At 68.3% G+C, this 20960-nt stretch carries 14 protein-coding genes and 1 pseudogene; 4 read left to right on the top strand and 11 right to left on the bottom strand.

Annotated features, from left to right (window positions below):
- Nucleotides 1–213, bottom strand: a pseudogene (locus AB0K09_RS11890) (SMI1/KNR4 family protein); the annotation flags it as partial.
- Between the two features lie 116 nt (nucleotides 214–329).
- On the bottom strand, nucleotides 330–788 hold the full coding sequence (locus AB0K09_RS11885; protein ID WP_366065188.1) for an SMI1/KNR4 family protein: 459 nt from the start codon (nucleotides 786–788) through the stop codon (nucleotides 330–332).
- Nucleotides 789–1029: 241 nt separating this feature from the next.
- Here AB0K09_RS11885 and AB0K09_RS11880 point away from each other — a divergent pair, with 241 nt between their 5' ends.
- A complete protein-coding gene (locus AB0K09_RS11880; protein WP_366065187.1) occupies nucleotides 1030–1917 on the top strand; it encodes an AraC family transcriptional regulator in 888 nt (295 codons plus the stop codon).
- A gap of 22 nt (nucleotides 1918–1939) precedes the next feature.
- Here AB0K09_RS11880 and AB0K09_RS11875 read toward each other — a convergent pair whose 3' ends face one another.
- Entirely contained in the window at nucleotides 1940–2908 is a 969-nt protein-coding gene (locus AB0K09_RS11875) for a helix-turn-helix transcriptional regulator (protein ID WP_366065186.1), read from the bottom strand.
- A gap of 219 nt (nucleotides 2909–3127) precedes the next feature.
- On the opposite strand from AB0K09_RS11875, the gene AB0K09_RS11870 reads away from it, so the two are divergent.
- The 3 genes from AB0K09_RS11870 to AB0K09_RS11860 all read left to right on the top strand — a co-directional run bounded on the left by AB0K09_RS11870 (nucleotide 3128) and on the right by AB0K09_RS11860 (nucleotide 3880).
- On the top strand, nucleotides 3128–3322 hold the full coding sequence (locus tag AB0K09_RS11870; protein ID WP_366065185.1) for a hypothetical protein: 195 nt from the start codon (nucleotides 3128–3130) through the stop codon (nucleotides 3320–3322).
- On the top strand, nucleotides 3319–3492 hold the full coding sequence (locus AB0K09_RS11865) for a hypothetical protein (RefSeq protein WP_366065184.1): 174 nt from the start codon (nucleotides 3319–3321) through the stop codon (nucleotides 3490–3492). The genes AB0K09_RS11870 and AB0K09_RS11865 overlap by 4 nt, the downstream gene beginning before the upstream one ends.
- 136 nt (nucleotides 3493–3628) lie before the next feature.
- Complete coding sequence (locus tag AB0K09_RS11860; protein WP_366065183.1) at nucleotides 3629–3880, top strand: hypothetical protein; 252 nt, start codon at nucleotides 3629–3631, stop codon at nucleotides 3878–3880.
- 379 nt (nucleotides 3881–4259) lie between these two features.
- Here AB0K09_RS11860 and AB0K09_RS11855 read toward each other — a convergent pair whose 3' ends face one another.
- The 8 genes from AB0K09_RS11855 to AB0K09_RS11820 form a co-directional block, all read right to left on the bottom strand.
- Nucleotides 4260–4760, bottom strand: a complete 501-nt coding sequence (locus AB0K09_RS11855) for an SMI1/KNR4 family protein (RefSeq protein WP_366065182.1) — start codon at nucleotides 4758–4760, stop codon at nucleotides 4260–4262.
- A 46-nt stretch (nucleotides 4761–4806) separates the two neighbouring features.
- Nucleotides 4807–15036 (bottom strand): LamG-like jellyroll fold domain-containing protein, encoded by a 10230-nt coding sequence (locus AB0K09_RS11850; protein WP_366065181.1) that lies wholly within the window; start codon nucleotides 15034–15036, stop codon nucleotides 4807–4809.
- Nucleotides 15037–15508: 472 nt separating this feature from the next.
- Nucleotides 15509–15934: a VOC family protein gene (locus AB0K09_RS11845; protein WP_366065180.1), complete on the bottom strand. Its 426-nt coding sequence runs from the start codon at nucleotides 15932–15934 to the stop codon at nucleotides 15509–15511.
- Between the two features lie 203 nt (nucleotides 15935–16137).
- Nucleotides 16138–16980, bottom strand: coding sequence for a thioredoxin domain-containing protein (locus AB0K09_RS11840; protein WP_366065179.1), 843 nt, complete (start codon nucleotides 16978–16980; stop codon nucleotides 16138–16140).
- A gap of 84 nt (nucleotides 16981–17064) precedes the next feature.
- Entirely contained in the window at nucleotides 17065–17880 is an 816-nt protein-coding gene (gene trpA / locus AB0K09_RS11835; RefSeq protein WP_366065178.1) for a tryptophan synthase subunit alpha, read from the bottom strand.
- Complete coding sequence (gene trpB, locus AB0K09_RS11830; RefSeq protein ID WP_366065177.1) at nucleotides 17880–19115, bottom strand: tryptophan synthase subunit beta; 1236 nt, start codon at nucleotides 19113–19115, stop codon at nucleotides 17880–17882. Before trpB ends, trpA begins: the two co-directional genes overlap by 1 nt.
- Before the next feature lie 298 nt (nucleotides 19116–19413).
- Nucleotides 19414–20223, bottom strand: a complete 810-nt coding sequence (trpC, locus tag AB0K09_RS11825; RefSeq protein WP_366065176.1) for an indole-3-glycerol phosphate synthase TrpC — start codon at nucleotides 20221–20223, stop codon at nucleotides 19414–19416.
- A gap of 188 nt (nucleotides 20224–20411) precedes the next feature.
- The gene (locus tag AB0K09_RS11820; RefSeq protein ID WP_366065175.1) at nucleotides 20412–20801 is read right to left on the bottom strand and encodes a DUF2752 domain-containing protein; all 390 of its coding nucleotides are present in this window, start codon (nucleotides 20799–20801) and stop codon (nucleotides 20412–20414) included.
- Nucleotides 20802–20960: the final 159 nt, after the last annotated feature.

Below are 20960 nucleotides of genomic sequence, written 5' to 3'. Positions count from 1 at the left end.
TCTTCCTCGCGCGTTCGGGGTCGGGTAGCGCATTCTGCCCATCGATTCGCGGCCGGGGGTCGGCAAGGGTTGGAGAATACTCAAGAAATCATCGATCACGCCCTCCCCGTACTCCGCCATGAAGGCAACGTAATCCTGCGGAAACCCCACCTGCCACAGGCGCTCGGACTGCTCCCAGTCAACTTGGTCCCCCGCACCATCGTGCGTAGGCATGACGGCACGCAGACCCTCAAGTGTGTCCCTTCCAGACCCTGCTTGAACTCCAGAACTCATTTCACACTCTCTGTCTGCTTACAACTACTAACACAATGAGGTGTCGAGCACCGCACCTACAGGAATCCCGGTTCACCGTCAGCGACGAACCGGGTCAGGGATCGCTCCAGCAGTTCCAGGAACTGCCATAAGTCATCAGCCACCCGGTCGAGCTCGGGTTCGTCCAGCGACGCCGTCCGCGTTCGGTAGACCGCCCCATCAGGGCGGACAACATAGAACAGGCCACCGCCGTTCGAGCCGATGGCCAGACCACCGGCCTTCTGGTGCGCGCCGACATCCACAGCGCCGTATTCCTCGAGCCGTAGCAGGACGTCACCCGCGGACTCGACGAAGTAGCCGTTGCCGACGTCTGCCCAGATGACCTCGCCGACGCTGTCATAGAAGGTGACCAGGCCAGCAGGGACGGGGCCCACTTGGGCAAGCATGCGAGCCGCAGCCTGATCGTCATGGTTGGCCGGCCGGACCTCATTGGTGCCCGGGGGAAAGCCGTACCGGCGCTCGAACTCGTCCGTCATCGCCTTCAGGGCCTCCGAAACCCTGCTCATCCACGAGGCCAGCCACGCGGGCGAAAGCGAACGGTCATTCATGAGGCCGGATCATGGCATGAGCCACTGACATCCCCGGGGCGACCAACAGTCTCCACCTGGTTCGGGGGCGTCCCCCGCTACCCGACCGAAGCGGGCACAGGATGTCGGGTGCGGCAAGGTGTCTCCTTCGTAGCGTGACGGGCGTCAAGGAAACGGAAGGAGAGCCCGGGTGCTCGAACATCTCAACAGGGCCCTGGACCACATCGAGGAGCATCTCGACCGCCCCCTCGCAGTGGACGACCTCGCCCGGATCGCGATGACGTCGGAGTACCACTTCCGGCGGCTGTTCTCGGCATTGGCGGGCGTCCCGCTGTCCGAGTACATCCGCCGCCGGCGGCTCACGGTCGCCGGGGCGGACGTTCTGGCAGGGCGGCACACCCTGCTCGACATCGCCGTCCGCTACGGCTACGGCTCGGCCGAGGCCTTCGCCCGCGCTTTCCGCGCGGTGCACGGCATCGGCCCGGGGGAAGCCCGGCGCACCGGCGCGGCGCTGCAGTCGCAGCCCCGGATGTCCTTCCGCCTCATCGTCGAAGGGAGCAGCAGCATGCGATACCGGATTGTGGAGAGGGACGAGTTCCGGGTGGTCGGCGCCAAGGCACGCCTGCCGCTCATACACCAGGGGTTGAACCCGTCGATGGTCGAGTTCATGCGCGGCATCGACCAGGACACACGGCGGCGGCTGGAGGAACTGGCCGCCGGCTCGGAGCAGGAGCCCCGCGGCCTGGTCAACGTCTGCGACGACCTGGACCCGAGCCGTGCCGAGGGTACGGAGTTCGACTACTACCACGGTGCGGTGCTCGGTCCGGAGGACACACGGGACACCACGGGTCTGGACGTCCTGAGCGTTCCGGCCGGCACCTGGGCGGTGTTCGAGAGTTCGGGCCGCTTCCCGGAGGCGCTGCAGTTCATGTGGCGCGACGTCTTCACCCAGTGGTTCCCCTCCAACCCGTACGCCAGCCGGCCGGGCCCGGAGATCCTCCGGGTCCGCCCCTCGGAGGACGGCACGGACGCGGAGGCCGAGCTCTGGATACCGGTGGAGCGGACCACGGCGGGCTGACGCCCGGAACGCCGGGACGCGCTCAGCGGACCGCCACGGCCCGCGCGAGCGCGTCCCGGTGCTCGCGTGTCCAGGCGGCACCCTGCTGGTCGGGCGGCAGCGCCGCAAGCCCGGCGGAGAAGTGATCGGCGGCTTCGTCGTAGCGCCCCAGGGCGAGGGTGCACAGGCCCATGTTCAACCGGTTGAACCCGGGCGTCAGCCAGTAGGCCGTTTCCGGGGGTGGGACGGCCGCCGCCGTGTCGGCGAGGCGCTCGGCGTCGTCCACCATGCGCAGGGCACGGTCGGTCTCGCCCAGCGCCGCCAGTCCGGCGGCCGACTGGAGCATGTCGCCGAGCCGCTGTGCCGGGTGCGCCCCGGGCGTGTGGGCGGCGGCGGAATACCATCTGGCGACGCCTTGCTGCCGTCCCTGTCGGCGCGCGAGGTAGCCGCGGAAGTTCAGCGCCTGGGCGGCGAGGGTGCCGTCCCCGATCTCGTCGGCCAGTTCCAGCGCCTGCGTCAGCAGCGACACCGCTTCGTCATCGCGGCGCACCTGGGCGAGCATCCAACCGGCGAACTGCGCGTACTCCGACGCCACCGCGACGAGCCGGTCCCTGTGCACCCCTCTGGCTCCCTTGAGCATGCGCGTGACGTCATTCACCTGCGTGAGCGTCGCCGGGATGACCGACTCAGGGTCGAGAGCGTCGTCCAGGCGCCGGTAGGCGGAAAGCACACGAGCCAGGGCATCCACGGTCCCGGCATCGACACGGGACGGTCGCTCCGCGCTGCGGATGACCCGGGAGTGCTCATCGTCGTCCAGCAGCACGGCGGACAGGGCTCCCCCGGCGCCGACCAACCCGTCCAAGGCGTCCGCCAACTTCGCGGAAGGGGCCTGCTTTCCGTTCAGTACGCGCGAAAGGTACGACAGGTCGTAGTGAATGGCGCGGGCCGCCGCGCGCATCGAATATCCGCTGTCCTGCAAGGCCCGACGGGCGAGATCGGCGAAGTCACTCACGGTGAACCCCTAGGCATTGACCGGTTCCTCCAGTTTAGTCAATGCCGGTCAACTCCCGTGTGAGCACGGCGACATACGAGCATGCCGTGAGACATGAACCCCCGCGACCGCGCGAACGGTCCGGGGGCGTGGCCAACGCTGCAGAGGAGCGTCAACGTGCTGGACGATATCCCCCGGCGGTTCCGTCGGGTAGACGCAGGCCCGGAGGTCGGAGCCCTGGTGGTTGATGTGCGGCGGGATCGCGTCGGCGAGGTGATGAGCACGGCCGACGGCCGGCTGTGGCTCCGGGCGCCCGTAGGCGGGCGCGAGTGGGAGGCGCTGCCCTGCGACGTCCAGCCCGCGACCGCGAACGACCAGCTGCGTGTCAAGGTCGCCGACGCGAACCACCGCAGCGGGCGGAGGTGGACGCGGTGACACACGACCGGACCGTCGATACGGCGACCATCGCCCCTGCACGGCCACGGTGCGAGGAATGCCAGGAGATCAAACTCCGCCGCACCCACGCCCTGCAGGCCGGCGACCTGCGGCGCGCCGAGCTGCTGACGGCGGCCATGGGCGTCCACCTGCGACAGGCGCACGCCTGATCAGTGTCGCAGCGTGCGCGCAGTCTGGGCGGTGCTCACAGTCACCTCAATGCTATGGCCGTTCCGGCATACCGGAGCGGCTATCGCGGATCACGGGGCCGCCCCCTCCCGCATCTGAAGGAATCCGTGTTCGCCGTTGACGACGAGCCGTGTCAGGGATCGCTCCATCACCTGTGAACTCGACGAAGTAGCCGTTGGCGACGTCCGCCCAGGTGACCTCGCCGATGTTGTCTTAGAAGGTGACCAGGTCAGCAGTGATGAGACTTGCTTGGGCAAGCGTGCGAGCCGCAGCCTGATCGTCATGGTTGGTCTGCCGGACTTCGTTGGCCCCCGGGGGAAAGCCGTGCTGGCGCTCGAACTCGCCTGTCATCGCTATCAGGACTGCTGAGACCCTGCTCGCCCACAAGGCCGGCCACGCGGGCGAAAGCGAACGGTCTGAGGCTGGATCATGGCAAGAGCCTCGGACATCCCCGGGGTGACCAACAGCGCCCATCTGCGGTCGGCGCACGCCTGGTCCGCCCCCCCAGTCGCCGCCCGACCGAAGCGGGCACAGGATGTCGAGTGCGGCACCATGCCCGGAAATTCTGAGCGTGCAGGCCTCTCCGGACGGTGCAGAGGCGAGGCCGAGCTCTGGACACCGGTGGAGCGGACGACGACGGGGGTGAGCAGGTTGGAAGGCATACGACAGCCCGCTCCGACGTATCGGGGCGGGCTGTCATTACTTTCCCTACTTAGCCGAGCAACAAATGCCCGGCATACCGCCATAGCTACTTGGAGAGAAAGCTTCGAGGGTCGACGGCATAGGAGATGACATCAGCGAAGCCGGGGAAGAGGATGCTTGACCCGTCACCCACCCACCAAAATCGCTCCTTCAACGCTCCCCCCGTGTCCATCATAAATATACCGTTGGTCTCGTATTCGTCCACGGAGACGGGAACCAGTTTGGTGTCAGGGGGCAGCCCCTCGTCCTCGAGTGTACCCATGTCCTGGATCATCTCTAGAAACGACAGAGCACGCACCAAATCTGGACTGTCAGGCCAATCCCTACAGCCAAGGATAGGCATTTCCTGGTGAAAGCTTTCCACGCCGTCACTCACCAAGAGAAATTCCCGGTACCCGACTTCTAGAGGCTGGCCGATCACACCCTCCAGGTCAGCCAGCTGCGACAAGGTAGCGGGTGGACGGAGATTCAGTGGACTCCATAGACCCGGCTCCTCCACGCTCTCCCCATCACGCTTCTCCACAAGTAGCGCGATCAGATCCCGCATCTTCAACGCACCTCCATCGAAATCGAAGCCAGCGAAAATCGAGCCATCACGGCTGTCTACTGATCTGACAGATCCCATACGAGCCCGCAGAGACCGAGCCGGACTCATACTCCGTGGTGTAGGTACCGGGATTCCCTCTCACGCCGGCATAGTAGAACCCAGTCGGCTTATATCCCACCGGGTACTTGTTGGCGTACGAACCAACCGTGCGGTTTACACCAGCATCCTGCTGGTGCCAGCAATACGGCTTCTCTTTCCCGGACCACGTCGTGTCAGGAAGATGCCCAGCAACCTTCCCCTTGTACTCATATGGAGTTCCCTTAACTTCCTTGTTCTTGTGCTGATACAGATACTTGCCGGCTACCGACTTGAGCGTCTCATCACCGACCATCTCACTAGCCGGCGACACCCGCCCCTTCGGGGACCAGTAGTAGGGAATCGCGTTGATAGCCGCAATATGGTCCTTCAGCTCTTCGATCTGAGCAGCGGTGGCTCCACTAGGGGCGCGGAAACACACAGGTCCTGACATCCCCTTCGAAGCCGTGTTCAGCTCAAGGAGCTTCGTGCAGTCCACGTCATCGTCGTCACGATCGGCGTTCCCGCTGCCCCCGCGAGAGGGGTCTGCACCCTGCGTCGGATGGGTGCTGGGCTCCTCCACCTGATCCGGCTGGTGCGAGTCACTGCTGAACAGGTCGAGGATACGAGCAGCGGTGACGATCACGTTGACAACGTCACTGGGCTTCCAGCCCCCGTTCGGCTCCCAGTCCGGCTTCAGTGGCGGGCGATCCGGCGCAGGGCGCGGGTTCTTGCCGTTGTTGGGGTTCTGGTCGATCGGCGGCGGCGGGGGACGGAGCGGGAGGCGCCTCGCCAGCGCTCGGCCAACGCCGCGACTGCCGCTCCCGGCGCGGGGACCACCCCACGTGCGGCCGCCACCGTAGCAGTTGTAGGAGCAGCCGCCACCGCCGCCATCACCTCCGCCGTCGCCGTCATACTCCCAGTCGTAGTCGTAGTCGTAGTCGGACGAGGTGTCGTCCGCCGCCAGGCGAGCCCAGTGGTCGGCCTGCGCTTGGATACCGGATTGGGCACTCGAAGTGAGGTCGCTGAAGCTCCAGTCCCAGTCGTAAGAACTGCTGCTCGAACCGGAACTGCTGTGGCTGTACTCCCACCACGCTGCACCGGCGCCGATGCCAGCAATGGTCCACGCCGTGGCGTAGCCGATCGCATCCACAGCTGCCGCAGCACAGAGAACAATGACCGGCCCAACGCAGTGCCCACTGGTATCCGTCCCGTTCAGCGGGGACGCATTCCCGTACACGTACCGGTTCGCCTGAGCTGCCGGCGACGGATCCAACTGCCAAGTGTCACGTGACGCGAAGCGCCCCGCCCCCGGCTGGTACCAGCGCGCGGCCATGTTGACATCGCCGCTCGACGGATCGGTCCAGCCGGACTGGTAACCGAGCGACGAACGCGAGCCTGCCTTGGCACGTACCGATCCGAAGGGGTCGTAGGCCGTGGAGCCCAGAACCTTCGTACCGTCGGTCGACAGCCCCGCCACCACGTCCGTGTGCTGGTCGGTCATCGACCGCTGCGCGAGCGTGCCGTCCGTGCTGCCGAGCAGGGCACCACCGGGGGTCCGGCTGTACGTGCTCGAACCGTCCGAGACCAGGTTGTTGGAGCCACCGTCGTAGGTGAAGACAGCGTCGCCACGTCGGCTCACCCGGTCGAGCGAGTCGTAGGTGAACGTCGCGTCCCCGTCGGCGATCCGGCGCTCGAAGGCGTCGTGCGTCAGGGTGCGCTTTCCGTTGCCGGTGTCGACCGAGGACAGCGTGCCGCGCGGCGTGTAGCCGTAGCGGGTGGTGCCGTCCGTCAACTGACGGTTCGCCTCGTCGAAGGTGGCGCTGGTGTCACCAGCCTTGACTCGGTTACCGGCGTCGTCCCACGCGTACGTCGTGGTCTTGCCATCGCTCGTCCACGAGGTCAGGCGCCCGGACTTGTCGTAGGCGTACGTCTCCTTCCCCGCACCGGCCACACCGGCGGTGGTCTTCACCGTCAGGTGATTGTCGAGGTCGTAGTCATATGCGGTCGACGTGACCTGCGTGGTGCCGTCCGTGCCCATGACCTTGGAACCGGTAAGTCGGCCGAGCTGGTCGTAGGCGTAGTCGCGCTTGCCTCCGTTCTGCCAGTCGCCAGAGCTGCTCGTCTTCGTCGCGTACTGCTCCAACAGGACACGGCCGGCAGCGTCGTAGGACGTGCTGGTCAGACCGCCGGTGACCGCGTCCACCGTGAGGTTCACCCGGCCCGCGGCGTCATAGCCGTACGTCGTGGTGCCGGACTTGTCCGTCCGGGACGTCATGGCTCCGTCGGCGTCGTAGGTGTAGGTGGACTTGCCTCCCGGACCGTCGGTGCTCAGGAGCTCGCCACGGTCGTTGTAGGTGTAGGTGTTGGGGCTGAGTACGTCACCCGAACCGGCCTTGGTGAGGTGACCCGCCAGGTCGTACCCGAGGGTCCGGTCGAGAGTCTGGGCCTCGGCGCCGGTGCCGGTCTCCTTGACGAGTCGGCCGTAGATGTCGAAGGTGCTGTGTCGCTCGACACCACCGGGCATCAGCTCGGCGACGTTCTGACCCGCCGCGTCGTAGATCTTGGTCCACGTGCGGTCGGCGGGCTTGGGCTGCGCGCCCGTCGCAGGCTCGATCGTGGACTCGGGCAGGCCCCACGGCGTGAACGTGAAGGTCATGGTGTTGCCACGGCCGTCCGTCATGCGCGTGCGGTTGCCCATCGCGTCGTAGCCGAAGGCGGTGGTGATGGACTTGCCGTCCGCCACCGGCTCGGTCTGCTGCGTCATCCGGCCCAGGGCGTCGTACGCGAAGGTGGTCTTCGCGCCGGTCGCCGAAGTGACGGACGTGCGGTGGCCCTCCGTGTCGTACTCGGCGCTTGTCGACCGCAGGACGGAGGTACCGGTGCCGTAGTCGGCGGTGCCGACGACGTTGCCGAAGCCGTCGTAGCGCGTCGTGCTCTTGCGGCCCGTGGCGTCGACGGACTCGACCTGGCGCCCGAGGGCGTCGTAGGCGAATTTCGCCGTGCCCCCACCCGGCAGGGTGGTGGTCAGCACCTCACCGGCGACGTCGTACGTCGCCGTCGTGACCCGGCCCGCCGGGCTGGTGGACGAGGTCTGGTGACCCGCGTCGTCCCAGGCATAGCGCGCGGTGAAGTTCTGCAGCGTCGGGTAACGGTCGACAGTGGTCGAGGTCAGCTGCCGTCCGAGCTCGTCGTACGTGGCTTCGGTCCGCGCACCGGTGGGACCGGTGGCGGAGAGCTGCAGACCCGTGGGCGTCCAGGTGAATCGATTCGCCTTGTCCTCCAGCGTCGACTGCTGGAGGGTGCCAGTGCCGTCGTTGCCGTTCAGCAGGTCGGTCGCCGGAAGCGACTGCCGGATGAGATGCCCCAGCTGGTCGTAGGTGTACGAGACGGTCCGGCCCAGCGGGTCGGTGGTCGCCGTCCTACGGCCCACGGCGTCGTAGGAGACCCGGGAAACAGCGGTGATCTTCTGTCCGCCCGGCGGGGTGTAGTCGGGCAGGGTGACAGCGGTGGGCCGGCCGAGCTTGTCGACCACCGCGCGGGTCACCGACCCGTCCGCGGCACGGGACTCGGTCGCCTCGCCGAAGGTGTTGTACCCCCTGAGAGCGGTCGGTTTGACGGCCTCAGGCTGCTGGCCCGGCTTCTCGGCCTGGACCTGCGGAGCGGTCTGTTCCACGAGTCGGCCGAGGGCGTCGTAGCGGTTGGTGGTGGTGAACGCCGCGGCGTCGGCTCCGGCCTCGGTGCCGCGCGGGCTCACCGCCGTGACGGCCAGGCCGCGCTGGTCGTACGTGAACTTCGCCGTACGCGTGCGGTCACCATCGACAACGGACTCGGTGAGCTTGTTGCCTGCCTTGTCGTAAGTGAAGCGCTGAGCACTCAGCGCGGTCTTCTGCTCGAGCGGTCGGTCGGCATCGTCGTAGGTGAACTCGGTCCAGCGGTTGAGACCGTTGGGGTCGAGCACGCTCCGCTTGACGCGACCAGTGGCGTCCACCTCGTTGACGACGGTGGGCGTGCCGCCGGTGCCGGTCTGCTGGACGAGGTTGCCCGCACCGTCATAGGCATCGGTTTCGAGCACGACGTCGTGCTTGCTGCCGTCCGCCTGGGTGACACGCTTGGCGGTCTTCGAAGCGAGCTTGTCGTCGTCGTAGTAGGTGTAGGCGGTGGTGGCGCCCATCGCGTCGGTCGACGAGGCCAGGCGGCCCGCCGGGTCGTACGCGTTGGAGACCACGACCAGGTCCTTGGCCTCCCCGGAGGGGTCGCCCTTCCAACCCTTCAGAACCGTCTCCGCAGGGCGGCCTGCGGCCGTGTAGCGGAACTCGTAGGTCGTCCCGAGGGGGTCGGTCGTGCGGGACTTGCGGCCGAAGGCGTCGTAGGAGACGACGGTCTCGTTGCCTTCCGCGTCGGTCGTCTTGTCCTCGAGACCGTGCTCGTCGTAGTGGTGGGTGACGGTGCGCTTGGTGTCACCGCCTGTCGTGTCCTCGACGGACTCAGTGAGCAGCTTGCCGTCGGGATCGAAATCCCGCGTCGTTCTGGCCGTGTGCACGGCGCCGGTGATCTCGTTCTTCACCGCGGCGCCGGTCTCGGAGACGATCCGGGACATGGCGTCGTAGGCGAAGGTCGTGGTCACACCGTTCGGCTGGCTGTCGGCGACCTGGGTCTCGGACACCTTGCGGCCGATGCCGTCGTACGTGTAGCGGGTCACGAGCCCGGACGGGGCCGTGGCCTGTGCCAGGTCGCCCTGTGCGGTGTAGGCGTACTCCGTGAAGGCGCCGCCGGGTGCAGTGGTACTGCGGACCAGTCCGGCCGGCATCGTCCCGCCGCCAACCGCCGACTCCTGACCGGTGGTGTAGGTGGTGACGGACTTCCGTCCGTCGGGCAGCACCGTCGTGTCCGGGAGGCCGAGCGTCGTGTACGTCATCGACGCGCGGTAGCGGTCGTCGCGAGCGCTCGTGGAGCGGGCGTCGCGTGTCGCGGTCGGCTTGTCGTTGCGCGGGTCGAGCGGATCGCTGCTGTTGAGGTAGTAGTCCGTGAACGACGTCCAGCAGGAGTTGGCGTCACGGCAGGTGGTCCTGGAGACCGTGTTACCGCGAGCGTCGTGTCCCGTGACCGCGATGTGTCCGTTGGGGTCGGTGACCGTGTGCAGGAAACCACCGGTGTCGTACGCGTAGGTGGTAAGGCCACCCTCCGCGTCCGTGGACGTCACCGGGCGCTGGCTGCGCAAGGCGTCGTAGGTGGTGGTGCTGGTCCTGCCGGCCGGGTCGGTGACACTGATGGCCGAGGTGAGCGAGGACATCCCGGAGTAGCGCATGGCCCGGTAGTGCTCGGCCACCTGCTCCTCGGTGAGCTCCTTGGGGTAGAAGGCCGCCTCGTCGAGGTCACCGGTGTAGTAACGGGTACCGGGCTTCTGTCCGTCCCAGCCCTCGCTGGAGTAACCGCCACCCAGATAGGTATGGGCCATGGTCTCCGGCTTGGACGGCTCGTTCAGGCTGCCGACCTTCGTCCCGTCGAGGTAGAGGGACTGGCTGCTCGCGCCACCGGTGATGACGACGTGGTGCCACTGGCTGTCGGTGACCGTCGTGCCCGAGATGATCGGCTTCCATGAGCCGCTGTGCCACAGTTGGCCACGCAGCTTGCCATCGGCGTCGATGAGCAGGCTCGGGTTCCAGTCGGTCGGCACCTTGCCCAGCTCGGCGTTCTGCAGTCCGAGCAGGACGGCGTTCGCCTTGCCTGTGCGGAACCACAGTTCGGCCGACATCGCAGGGGTGTTGCCCATGATGCCGTAGGGCAGCTCGACCGAGCCGTCCCCGTTCAGGGTCACCGCACCGTTGTCACCAGGTCCGAAGGCACCGGTCGCGCCGAGCTTGGCCTTGTTGTAGGTGCCGTCACCGGGGTAGACGGCGGTCTTGCTGTGCGCCTTGTCGCCGCTGGTCTCGTCCAAGCGCCAGTAGCCGGACGGCGCGTCCGCCGTGATCGTGCCCCGGTAGTGGGCGCCATCACCGGAGACGAGGCCGGTGCGCGAGCGGTAGTGCTCGGCAACCGTGCTCTCCGTCAGCTCCTTCGTGTAGAAGGTGACCTCGTCCAGCTGACCGGTGAGATAGCGGGTGCCGGCACTCTGACCGTCCCAGCCCTCACTGGAGTAGCCGGCGCCGAGGTAGGCGTGGTCCAGCGTCTCCGGCTTTGCGGCACCGGCCAGTGAGCCGGCCTTGGCACCGTCGAGGTAGAGCGCCTGTCCGGTGGTACCGCCGGTGAGGACCGCGTGATGCCACTCGTTGTCGGTGACCTTCTTGCCCGAGATGATCGGCTGCCACGAGCTGCCGTGCCACAGCTGACCCCGCAGCTTGCCGTCCGAGTCGACCAGCAGGCTCGGGTTCCAGTCGGTCGGCACCTTGCCCAGCTCCGCGTTCTGCAGACCGAGCAGGACACCCTGCTTACCCGTGCGGAACCACAGCTCGAAGGAGAGCGCGTTGGCACCCTTCAACGGGTCGGTGGGCACCTCGACTGCTCCGGCAGAGCCGTCGAGCGTCGCGGAACCGTCGTCGCCGTCGGAGAAGGCACCGACCGCGCCGAGCGTCACGCCCTCGCGGTAAGCACCATCAGCACCGCCGGCGATCTCGTTGGCCGCGGTGGAGCCGCTGCGGTCACCCAGCCGCCAGTATTCGACTGGCCCGGAGGTGCGGACGGTGTCGGCGTACGCCGTCGAACCGGCGGAGTAGACCGGTGCCGAGACCTTCCACGTACCGCCCTTGTCGTCCGTGGTTTCGGCCAGTCGGCCGGTACCGGAGTCGTAGGCGACCTGGGCGTGGACCCGCCCTGACGGAAGGGTGACCTTGGTCAGACGGCCGGACGCACCCCGGGCGCGGTAGTGCTCGGCGATGGTGGTGGCGTCGAGAGACTGGTGATAGACGGCCACCTCGTCCATCAGACCGGTGAAGCGGCGCACGCCGGAGGGCAGGCCGTCCCAGCCGACACTGCTGTAACCGGCACCCAGGTAAGTGAACGACTGCTTGCGGTGGTCGATGGGGCCGGTGAGCGTGCCGACCAGTGCACCGTCGAGGTAGAGCGACTGGGTTGTACCGGCCGCTGTCAGCGCGGCGTGGTGCCAGGCATCGTCGGTGACGGTACCCGTGCTGACGATGGGCTGAACCTTTCCGGTCCAGTACTGTCCGACCAGCTTGCCGTTCTTGTCGACCGACAGGGCGGGAGTCCAGTCGTTGGGTGCGCCGTCGGTCAGACGGGCGTCCTGGAACCCGACCAGAACGCCGGGCTTGGTGGTCTTGAACCACAGCTCGGTCGTCAGGAAGGTCGAGGTCCGGAGGGTGTCCTCGGGCAACTCGACGTAGGAGTTGGTGCCGTCGAACGTGGCCGCCTTGTCGCTCGTGCCCGCCACGGCTCCGGCCGAACCCAGCTTCACATCCCGGTACAGGGCCTGGTTCAGTCCGGTGCGGGAAGGAGCGTCGCTTGCGGCGATCGAGCCCTGGGCCTCACCAAGCCTCCAGTAGGAGACCGGATTCTGATCGAGCACCATGCTCCGATAGAGCGAGCCGTCGCCGTACTCGTACACCGTGCACTTGTCGCTGGTGCCCGGAGGGCAGACCTTGGTGAGACGGTCAGCGGTGTAGGTGTAGGTCCACGTCAGGCGGTCGGCGCCGGTGCCGTTGCCCTTAGCTGTCGCGGTGGCGACCTTGTCGCCGTTCCAAGCGAACACGAGTGAGCGACCGGACAGCGCGTCCCGGGCCTCGGTGAGCTTGCCGTCGGTGTACGTCAGCCGCTGCTCGCGCCCGGCACCATCGGTGATCTTCGTCAGTCGTCCGGTGGAGTCGAACGCGTACGTGGTGGCCGACTTGTCTCTGAGGACCCATCCGCCACCACTCGCCGACGTCAAAGTGGTCGGGCTGCCCGAGGGCGCCGCGTAGGTGCCGTCCGTGTTCAGACCGAAGCGAATCCGGCTGCCTCCGGCAGTCGTGACCACGACATTGCCAGTGTTCTCCGCGACGGCCCGCATGTCCCAGCGAGTGGACCAGCCACTGCCGAAGACGTTGTCGGTGCGCGGATCGAGCGAGTTGTACGAGCGGATCACCGACAGCTCCGGCCCCACGGTGGGTATGGAGGCGTCGGTGGCAGCCGTGGCGTAGTTTCCGGACCGGCTACCGAACTCGTGGCCGCTGTCCCCACCGAGGTGTCCGGTCACAGCGGGCTGCGGTACCTGCGTGGTGAAGTAGGCGGGACCGGGACGGTTGGAGGTGTCCTTGCCGTCGTACGTATAGGCGTACCAGGCGTAGCTCTTGCTCCAGGACAGCCAGCCGCTGGGGACGGCCCACTGCTGGGCGGTGCCCCGCGGACCGCTGCGGCAGTTCTTGCGGGCGTCCTTGCCCTCGACCTCGCAGACCTCGAACGAGTACTGCAGGCTGCCGGACGGGGAGTGGTCCTCGTCCTTGCCGGCGGCCCACAGCGTGGGGGTCAGTGAGTTCAGCATCGCGCCGCTGGCCGGGGATTCCGCGGTGAGCTGCGGCGGAAGGTTCACCGCGGCGAACTTGATGGGCGCACCGGGAACACCTTCACTGGTGAACCGGGGGCCGTCGAGAACGTCCATGGTCCACACCAGGGTGTACATGGCGGGCTGCAGTGCGGCGATGTTCGCGTCAAGGGTGACGCTCTGCCCCGGTGCCACGTCCTGCGGCATGGGGGTCCATGCGACGTGCGAGGTGTCGTTGTACTCCTTGCCCGACTCGTCGTAGAGGTTGTAGCGCAGCTGGATCTTGCCACCCTTGGTCCAGGTGTCCTGGCCCTGGTTGGTGACGGTGACCTTCATGGAGCCCTGCGAGGTGGCCGTCACCGGCTTGGTGAAGTCGCCGACCTTGTACGTGGCCCCGTAGCGGGTCCAGGTGATGTCCAGGCTGGGCTTGCCGTTCGGGTAGTCGTCGGAGCCGAACTGCTTCCAGCTCTTGGTGTCCGTCTCCGAGGCCTTGACGGCCAGTCCGTAGTTTTTCTTCCGTCCATGGGTCCAGTCGCCGACAAGGTCACGACCGGCCGAGCCGAGGCCTATGGACTCCCATGCCGCGCCACAGGCCCAGGACTCCCTGTTCGGAGGGCGCCAGCCGTGCGCGAAGCTCTTGGACGCCAGGGACGATCCCGTGTCCGGGCCCGGGTAGCTCTTGGTCGAGGACTCGGACCAGTCGGACGTGATCGCGTGGACGGTCACGGGACGGGCGTCGCAGGAGTACGACCAGGTGTTGTACAGCGACAGCTTCGCGTCGAGCACCCAGGCGTTCTTCAGCGAACTCTCGACACCGTCGAAGCGCAGGAAGGACGCCGCCTTGTGGGTACCGCCGTCGTAGGTGCCCGCCTTGAGGACCGTGTCACTGGAGAAGTCCGTGTTGTAGGGGGCCTGTACGTAGGTGCCGGACGTGGCGTCCACACCCTTGACCGACGGGTCCACCTTCACCGGGAACACGCGGTCCGGTGCGTTCAGCCAGTCCTTGTCAAGGGTGACGACGAGGACCTGACGGCCATTGTCCGTCGCCAGGCTGTAGCGGACGCCTGAGGAGATCTCGCCCTGGTTGGCGTTCTCCGCGAGGTGCGAGTCCTCCATCCAGCCGGCCGGGATCCGGGCGCGCTGCTTACCGGACTTGTCGGTGAACGTCACCCCGCCCTGGTCGTCGAGGTTGGCGGTAAGTCCCTCGGCGCTGAGCAGGAAGCGCCACTCGGTGGGCGCGTCCTTGCTCTTGAGGACGAGGGTCTCCTTGACCGTGTCGTTGCTCGCTATGTACCGGAGATCAGCGGACGGCCGAGCGTCAGGGTAGGTGATGACGCTGCCGTCCACCACACCCGTCACATGCGAGGCGCCCTGAAGGCCGTAGCTCATCGCGACTCTGTCACCCAGGCCCATGCGGAGCACCGGGTCCGCGTCCGCCGTGGCGGAGAAGCGGATCGCGACGGCGGTGGAGCGGGTCTCCCACAGCGGAGCGGGCGACGAGCTCTTCTGATCCGACCGAGCCAGCGTGGAGTCAATCTGCTCCCACGTGCCGTCGGCGGCGCGATAGTTGACCGGCTCGTTGTAATGCCGGGTCGTGTAGGTCCCGTCCTCGTTGAGGAAGGTCCGCTGGCGCTCCTGACGCTCGGTGGGGAGCTCTTTGCTCTTCTGCTCGGAGAAGCCCTTCGGCTCGGGCAGCTCAGGAGCCTCGGCCGGCTCGGCCGGGCTCATCTTGGGTTCCTGCGGCCGGCCAGTCAGCTCACGCTGAGTCAGCTTGCGCTCGGGCGGCAACTGTCCCGGCGCCTCCAGGGCTGCTGACCGACCACCTTCCGCCTCGGCCTCGGTGACACCACCAGGCGTGCGGTGATCTCGGTCGGCTGCTGATCCCCATCGCTGATCGGGGGCGTCTGAAGCCCCGGGTGAACTTCGATTCCATTGATCGACTGCTAGCGCCACCTGTTCGGTGCCGCATAGCAAGGCCATGGCGAACGCCATGACCAAGGCTATATATCGCGTGAAACACACGACTTTCCCTCTTGAGTGAACAAAAATCGTCCATGTCTACTACTTAGACGATCTTCACTCAAACCCAAAAGGGATATTTCGCACCGTCAGGGTACGGAAGTTGTAGTTCCGTTACTGTTTCTGCGCCGTCACCGTGTCCATGAGCGCCACGGGGCAGCCCTTTACCGCCGGCCTGTACTCACACCATCGGCTGGCCGATCCCCAGCAGATTCCCCTCACTGTCCCGGAACCACGCGCCGCGCTCACCCCGCGCGCCCTTGCTCGGGTAGTTGCCCTCGATCTCGGCGATTCCGCCGCTCGTGCGGAAGCCCGGGACGTCGACCTCCTCGAACACCACGCCGCGCCCCCGCAGCTCGGCGACGACCCGCTCGATGTCCTCGACCTCCCAGGCCATCTGCGTGAACGTCCCCGGCGAGGCGCCCGTCGAGCGGAAGACCACGAAGTCCGCTCCCCCGCACCGGTAGAGCAGCCCGCCCGGTCGTTCGTCGACGGGTTCCAGGCCGAGCCGCTCCGCGTAGAAGCGCCGGGCCCGGTCGAGGTCCTGGGCCGGGAGGCGGGTCGCCACCCGGGCGCCGGCCAGAATGTCCATGCTGTCCGCGTCCATTTCTCCGCCGTGCAAGGGAAGCTGGATGATGGGTGGTATGACCGTCCCCGGCCATGAGCCGATACCACCGTCAGACGTCGCCCTCGACGATCTCTGCCAGCTCCTGGGGTACAGCACGGCCGGCCCCCCGGGCCCCGAGCTCGTCGCCCAGTGTCTCGCCCTCGTCGAGGAGCTGACGGTGGGCGACGAGACCCGGGACGCGCTCAGCCCGCCGGGCTCAGGCTCCGGCTCGGGCTTGCGCTTTTCCGCGCTGCGTTCGGCTTCCCGCCCTTCTGTGCCGCCGCCACCATCTGCCGCAGTTTCTCCGGCGTCAGCGGGTTGCTCATGTCCCCGTAGATGCTCTTGCCGTTCAGCAGGACCGTCGGGGTCGCGCGGTAGGAGGAGGAGCTGAAGGACTCCTGGGACTTCTTCACCCACGTGTTGTGGGTGCCCTCGTCGACGCACTTCTCGAACGACGGGGACTCCAGGCCGCCCACCTTGCCCGCCAGTTCCAGCAGGCGCGGCTTCTTGCCGTAGGCGTCGTCCGTCTCCGGGGGCTGGTTCTTGTAGAGCTCGTCGTGGTACGCGAGGAACTTGCCCGCGTCCTGGGCGCAGGCCGCCGCGTTGGCGGCGTTGAGGGAGCCGGTGCCGTGGAGGTTTTTGTCGATGAGGGTGACGATGTGGTACTCGGCCTTGAGCTGGCCCTTGTCCTGGAGGGCATGGACCGTGTCCCGGTAGCCGTTCTCGAACTGGGCGCAGGCCGGGCAGCGGAAGTCCTCGTAGACCGTGAGGGTGGCCTTCGCGGCGGGGTTGCCGACGGGGATGGCCAGGTCGTCCTTGCCGGTGGCGCCCTGGGGGGCGATCAGGGGGCCGGCGGCCTTCTGCTCGTCCTTCTTGCCGGACGTGGCGACCAGGGCCGCGACGCCGGCGCCCACGCCGAGGACGGCGAGCACCACGGCGCCGGCGATGAGGCTCCGCTTCCGCTTGGCGCGGGCCTCCTCCTTGCGGCGCTGTTCCTGCAGCCGCTCGCGGGCGCTGCGCTTTCCGTCGTTGTTCTTCTGGCTCACGTCCCCGTACAACGAAGTACAACGAACCGGGGGCACGCCCACGCGCGCCCCCGGTCCGCAGTTCCTTCCAAAGGGTTACGCGGGTTACGCGCGCTTGCGCACACCCTCCGCGAGCTCACCCGCGAGGGCCCGCACGGCGGCCAGGCCGCTGTCCGGGTCGGGGGCGTCCAGGAGGCGCTTGACGAAGGCGGAGCCGACGATGACACCGTCGGCGAACTGCGCGACCTCCGCAGCGTGGTCCGGGGTGGAGACGCCGAGGCCGACGCAGACCGGCAGGTCGGTCACCGCGCGGGTGCGCCGGACGAGTTCCTGGGCCTCGTTGCCGACGGACTCGCGGGTGCCGGTGACGCCCATGAGCGAGGCGGCGTAGACGAAGCCGCTGCCCGCCGCCGTGATCTTCGCGAGTCGTTCGTCGCGGCTGCTGGGGGCGACGACGAAGACGGTGGCGAGACCGTGCTGCTCGGCGGCCTTGCGCCAGATCTCGGACTCCTCGACCGGCAGGTCCGGCAGGATGCAGCCCGCTCCCCCGGCGGCGGCCAGGTCGGCGGCGAACCGCTCGACGCCGTAGCGGTCGACGGGGTTCCAGTACGTCATGCAGAGGATGGGCGCGCCCGTGGCGGTGTGCACCTCGCCGACCGTGCGGATCACGTCGGCGATCTTCACTCCGGCGCGCAGGGCGATGTCGTCGGCGGTCTGGATGACCGGGCCGTCCAGCACGGGGTCGCTGTGCGGGAGGCCGACCTCGACGACGTCGCAGCCGCCGTCGAGCATGGCGGTCATGGCCTGCACGCCGCCGTCGACGGTGGGGAAGCCGGCCGGGAGGTAGCCGACGAGCGCGGCGCGGTTCTCCGCCCTGGCCGAGGCCAGGACGGAGTTCAGGAGTTCGATGTTGCCCGCCATCACTTGTCCCCCTCGTCGTACAGCCCGAAGTAGCGGGCTGCCGTGTCCATGTCCTTGTCGCCGCGGCCGGAGAGGTTGACCAGGACGATGCCGTCCTCGCCCAGCTCGCGGCCGACGTCGAGCGCCCCCGCGAGCGCGTGGGCGCTCTCGATCGCCGGGATGATGCCCTCGGTGCGCGAGAGGAGGCGCAGTGCCTGCATGGCCTCGTCGTCGGTCACGGCGCGGTACTCGGCGCGGCCGACGTCCTTGAGGTAGGAGTGCTCGGGGCCGATGCCGGGGTAGTCGAGGCCGGCGGAGATGGAGTACGGCTCGGTGATCTGGCCGTCCTCGTCCTGCAGGACGTACGAGCGCGAGCCGTGCAGGATGCCGGGCGTGCCGGCGGTGAGGGTGGCGGCGTGCTCGCCGGTGGGCACGCCGTGGCCGCCGGGCTCGCAGCCGATGAGGCGGACGGAGGTGTCGGGCAGGAAGGCGTGGAAGAGGCCGATGGCGTTCGAGCCGCCGCCGACGCAGGCGACGGCGGCGTCCGGCAGCCGGCCGGTGCGTTCCAGGATCTGGCGGCGGGCCTCGACGCCGATGACGCGGTGGAAGTCGCGGACGAGCGCCGGGAAGGGGTGCGGGCCGGCGACCGTGCCGAAGAGGTAGTGCGTGCGGTCGACGTTGGCGACCCAGTCGCGGAACGCCTCGTTGATGGCGTCCTTCAGGGTGCGGCTGCCGGACTTCACGGCGATGACCTCGGCGCCGAGCATCCGCATGCGGGCGACGTTCAGTGCCTGCCGCTGGGTGTCGACCTCGCCCATGTAGATGGTGCACTCGAGGCCGAAGAGGGCGCAGGCGGTGGCGGTGGCGACGCCGTGCTGGCCGGCGCCGGTCTCCGCGATGACGCGGGTCTTGCCCATGCGCTTGGTGAGCAGCGCCTGGCCCAGCACGTTGTTGATCTTGTGGGAGCCGGTGTGGTTGAGGTCCTCGCGCTTGAGGAAGACGCGGGCGCCACCCGCGTGCGCGGCGAAGCGCGGCACCTCGGTCAGGGCGCTGGGGCGCCCGGTGTAGTTGACCATCAGGTCATTGAGCTCTGCGGCGAAGGCGGGGTCCGCCTTGGCCTTCTCGTACTCGGCGGCGACCTCGTCGACGGCGGCGACGAGCGCCTCGGGGATGAACTTGCCGCCGAACGCGCCGAAGTAGCCGGACGCGTTCGGCACCAGACCCTCGGGGTCGGGAACGAAGAATTCGGAGGACACGGACGTATCTCCTCGATGACGGATGAACGGAAACGCTGTTACCGGTGCCCGTTCCGTCGCCATCGGCGTCCGTTGATCTGCCCCGGCTCACAGCCGATGTGATACCGGACGCGGCGGCCGCGCACGCGCCGCGCGGGCGCGCGGCAGCCCCGGGGGCGGCAGCCCCGGGCCAGGCCCGCGTAGGGGCCCTGGGCCGGCAGCCCGGCCGCCGCCGGTCCGGCCGCGCGCACGCCGACGGGGGCCGGGCATCGGCCCGGTACCGTGCGGCGGGTGCGGCGGCGGCCGGTCATGGCGAGGGTCAGCCCCGTCCGTGCCGCAGCGCCGGGTGGGCGCCGGCGGCCACCAGGTCGGCGACGGCCGTCTTCGGGTCGCGGCCGGTCACCAGGGACTCGCCGACCAGTACGGCGTCGGCCCCGTCGTTGGCGTAGGCGATCAGGTCGTGGGGACCGCGCACCCCGGACTCGGCGATCTTGATGATGCCGTCCGGGATCTCGGGGGCGACCCGGGCGAAGTTGTCCCGGTCGACCTCCAGGGTCTTGAGGTTCCGGGCGTTGACGCCGATGATGCGGGCGCCCGCGTCGACCGCGCGCCGGACCTCCTCCTCGTCGTGCACCTCGACCAGCGGGGTGAGCCCGATGGACTCGGCGCGCTCGATCAGGGAGACCAGCGCCTCCTGCTCCAGCGCGGCGACGATCAGCAGGGCCAGGTCCGCGCCGTACGCGCGGGCCTCCCACAGCTGGTAGGCGGTGACGATGAAGTCCTTGCGCAGGACGGGGATGTCCACGCGGGCGCGGACGGCCTCCAGGTCGGCGAGCGAGCCGCCGAAGCGACGCTGCTCGGTCAGCACACTGATGACGGCCGCACCGCCCGCCTCGTAGTCCGCGGCCAGGCCGGCCGGGTCGGCGATCGCGGCGAGCGCGCCCTTGGACGGGCTGGAGCGCTTGACCTCGCAGATCACGCTGACGTTCTCGCCGCGCAGGGCGGCGACGCCGTCCTTGGCCTGCGGAGCCTTGGCCGCGCGCTCCTTGAGCTCGTCGAGGGTGACACGCGCCTGCCGCTCGGCGAGGTCGGCACGGACTCCGTCGATGATCTCGTCGAGCACACTCACGCGAGCGGCCCCCTTCCGGACTCGGATGGTCTTCTGCCCTCGGAGGGCATGGTGCGATGGTACTTGCCCGTAGCCGAAGGATTCGCATCCGGTTGCGGTGGTGTGGATCTTTCGGGGCGAAGGCGATCTTTCGGTGGATCTTGCGGTGTGAACCGGTCCCGGGCGTGAGCCGGCCGGGCTCACCGGGCTCATGGCGCGAGCGCCGCGCCCCACGGCAGGTTCCGTACGACCGTGAAGGCCGCGATCACCGCTCCCACGGTCCACCAGTGCCCCGCCCGCAGGGCGATCCGCAGGCCCGTGTCGCCGTGGCGGGCGGCGCGGATCAGCCAGATCACCCAGAGGGCCGCGAACACCGCGTACCCGGCGAGGGCGAGCGCGTTGCAGCCCGCCGCCCGGGCGAGGTCGCCGTGGGCGAGGGCGTGGAGCCCGCGCAGACCGCCGCAGCCCGGGCAGTACAGGCCCGCGTAGTGCAGCAGCGGGCACGGCGGCGGGTAGGGGCCCGGCCGGCCGGGGTCGAAGGCGGCAACGTACCCGACGGCCGCCGCCAGCGCGGCGGCGACGCCCAGCGGCGCGGCCACCCGGCGGGCGAGGGCTGCGGTCCCACTCGGCGTGGTCGCACCCGGCCTGGTCGCATTCGGCCTGGTCGCATTCGGCGTGGTCACATTCGGCCTGGTCACATTCGGCAGTGTCCGCCGGATACGGCGAAGGCGCAGCTTTGGGGCTGCGCCTCCTTCGAC

Source organism: Streptomyces sp. NPDC049577 (genome assembly GCF_040675635.1).
Lineage (GTDB): Bacteria > Actinomycetota > Actinomycetes > Streptomycetales > Streptomycetaceae > Streptomyces.
The sequence above is the reverse complement of the archived record's forward strand: the minus strand, read 5'-3'. Positions and strand labels throughout refer to the sequence as shown.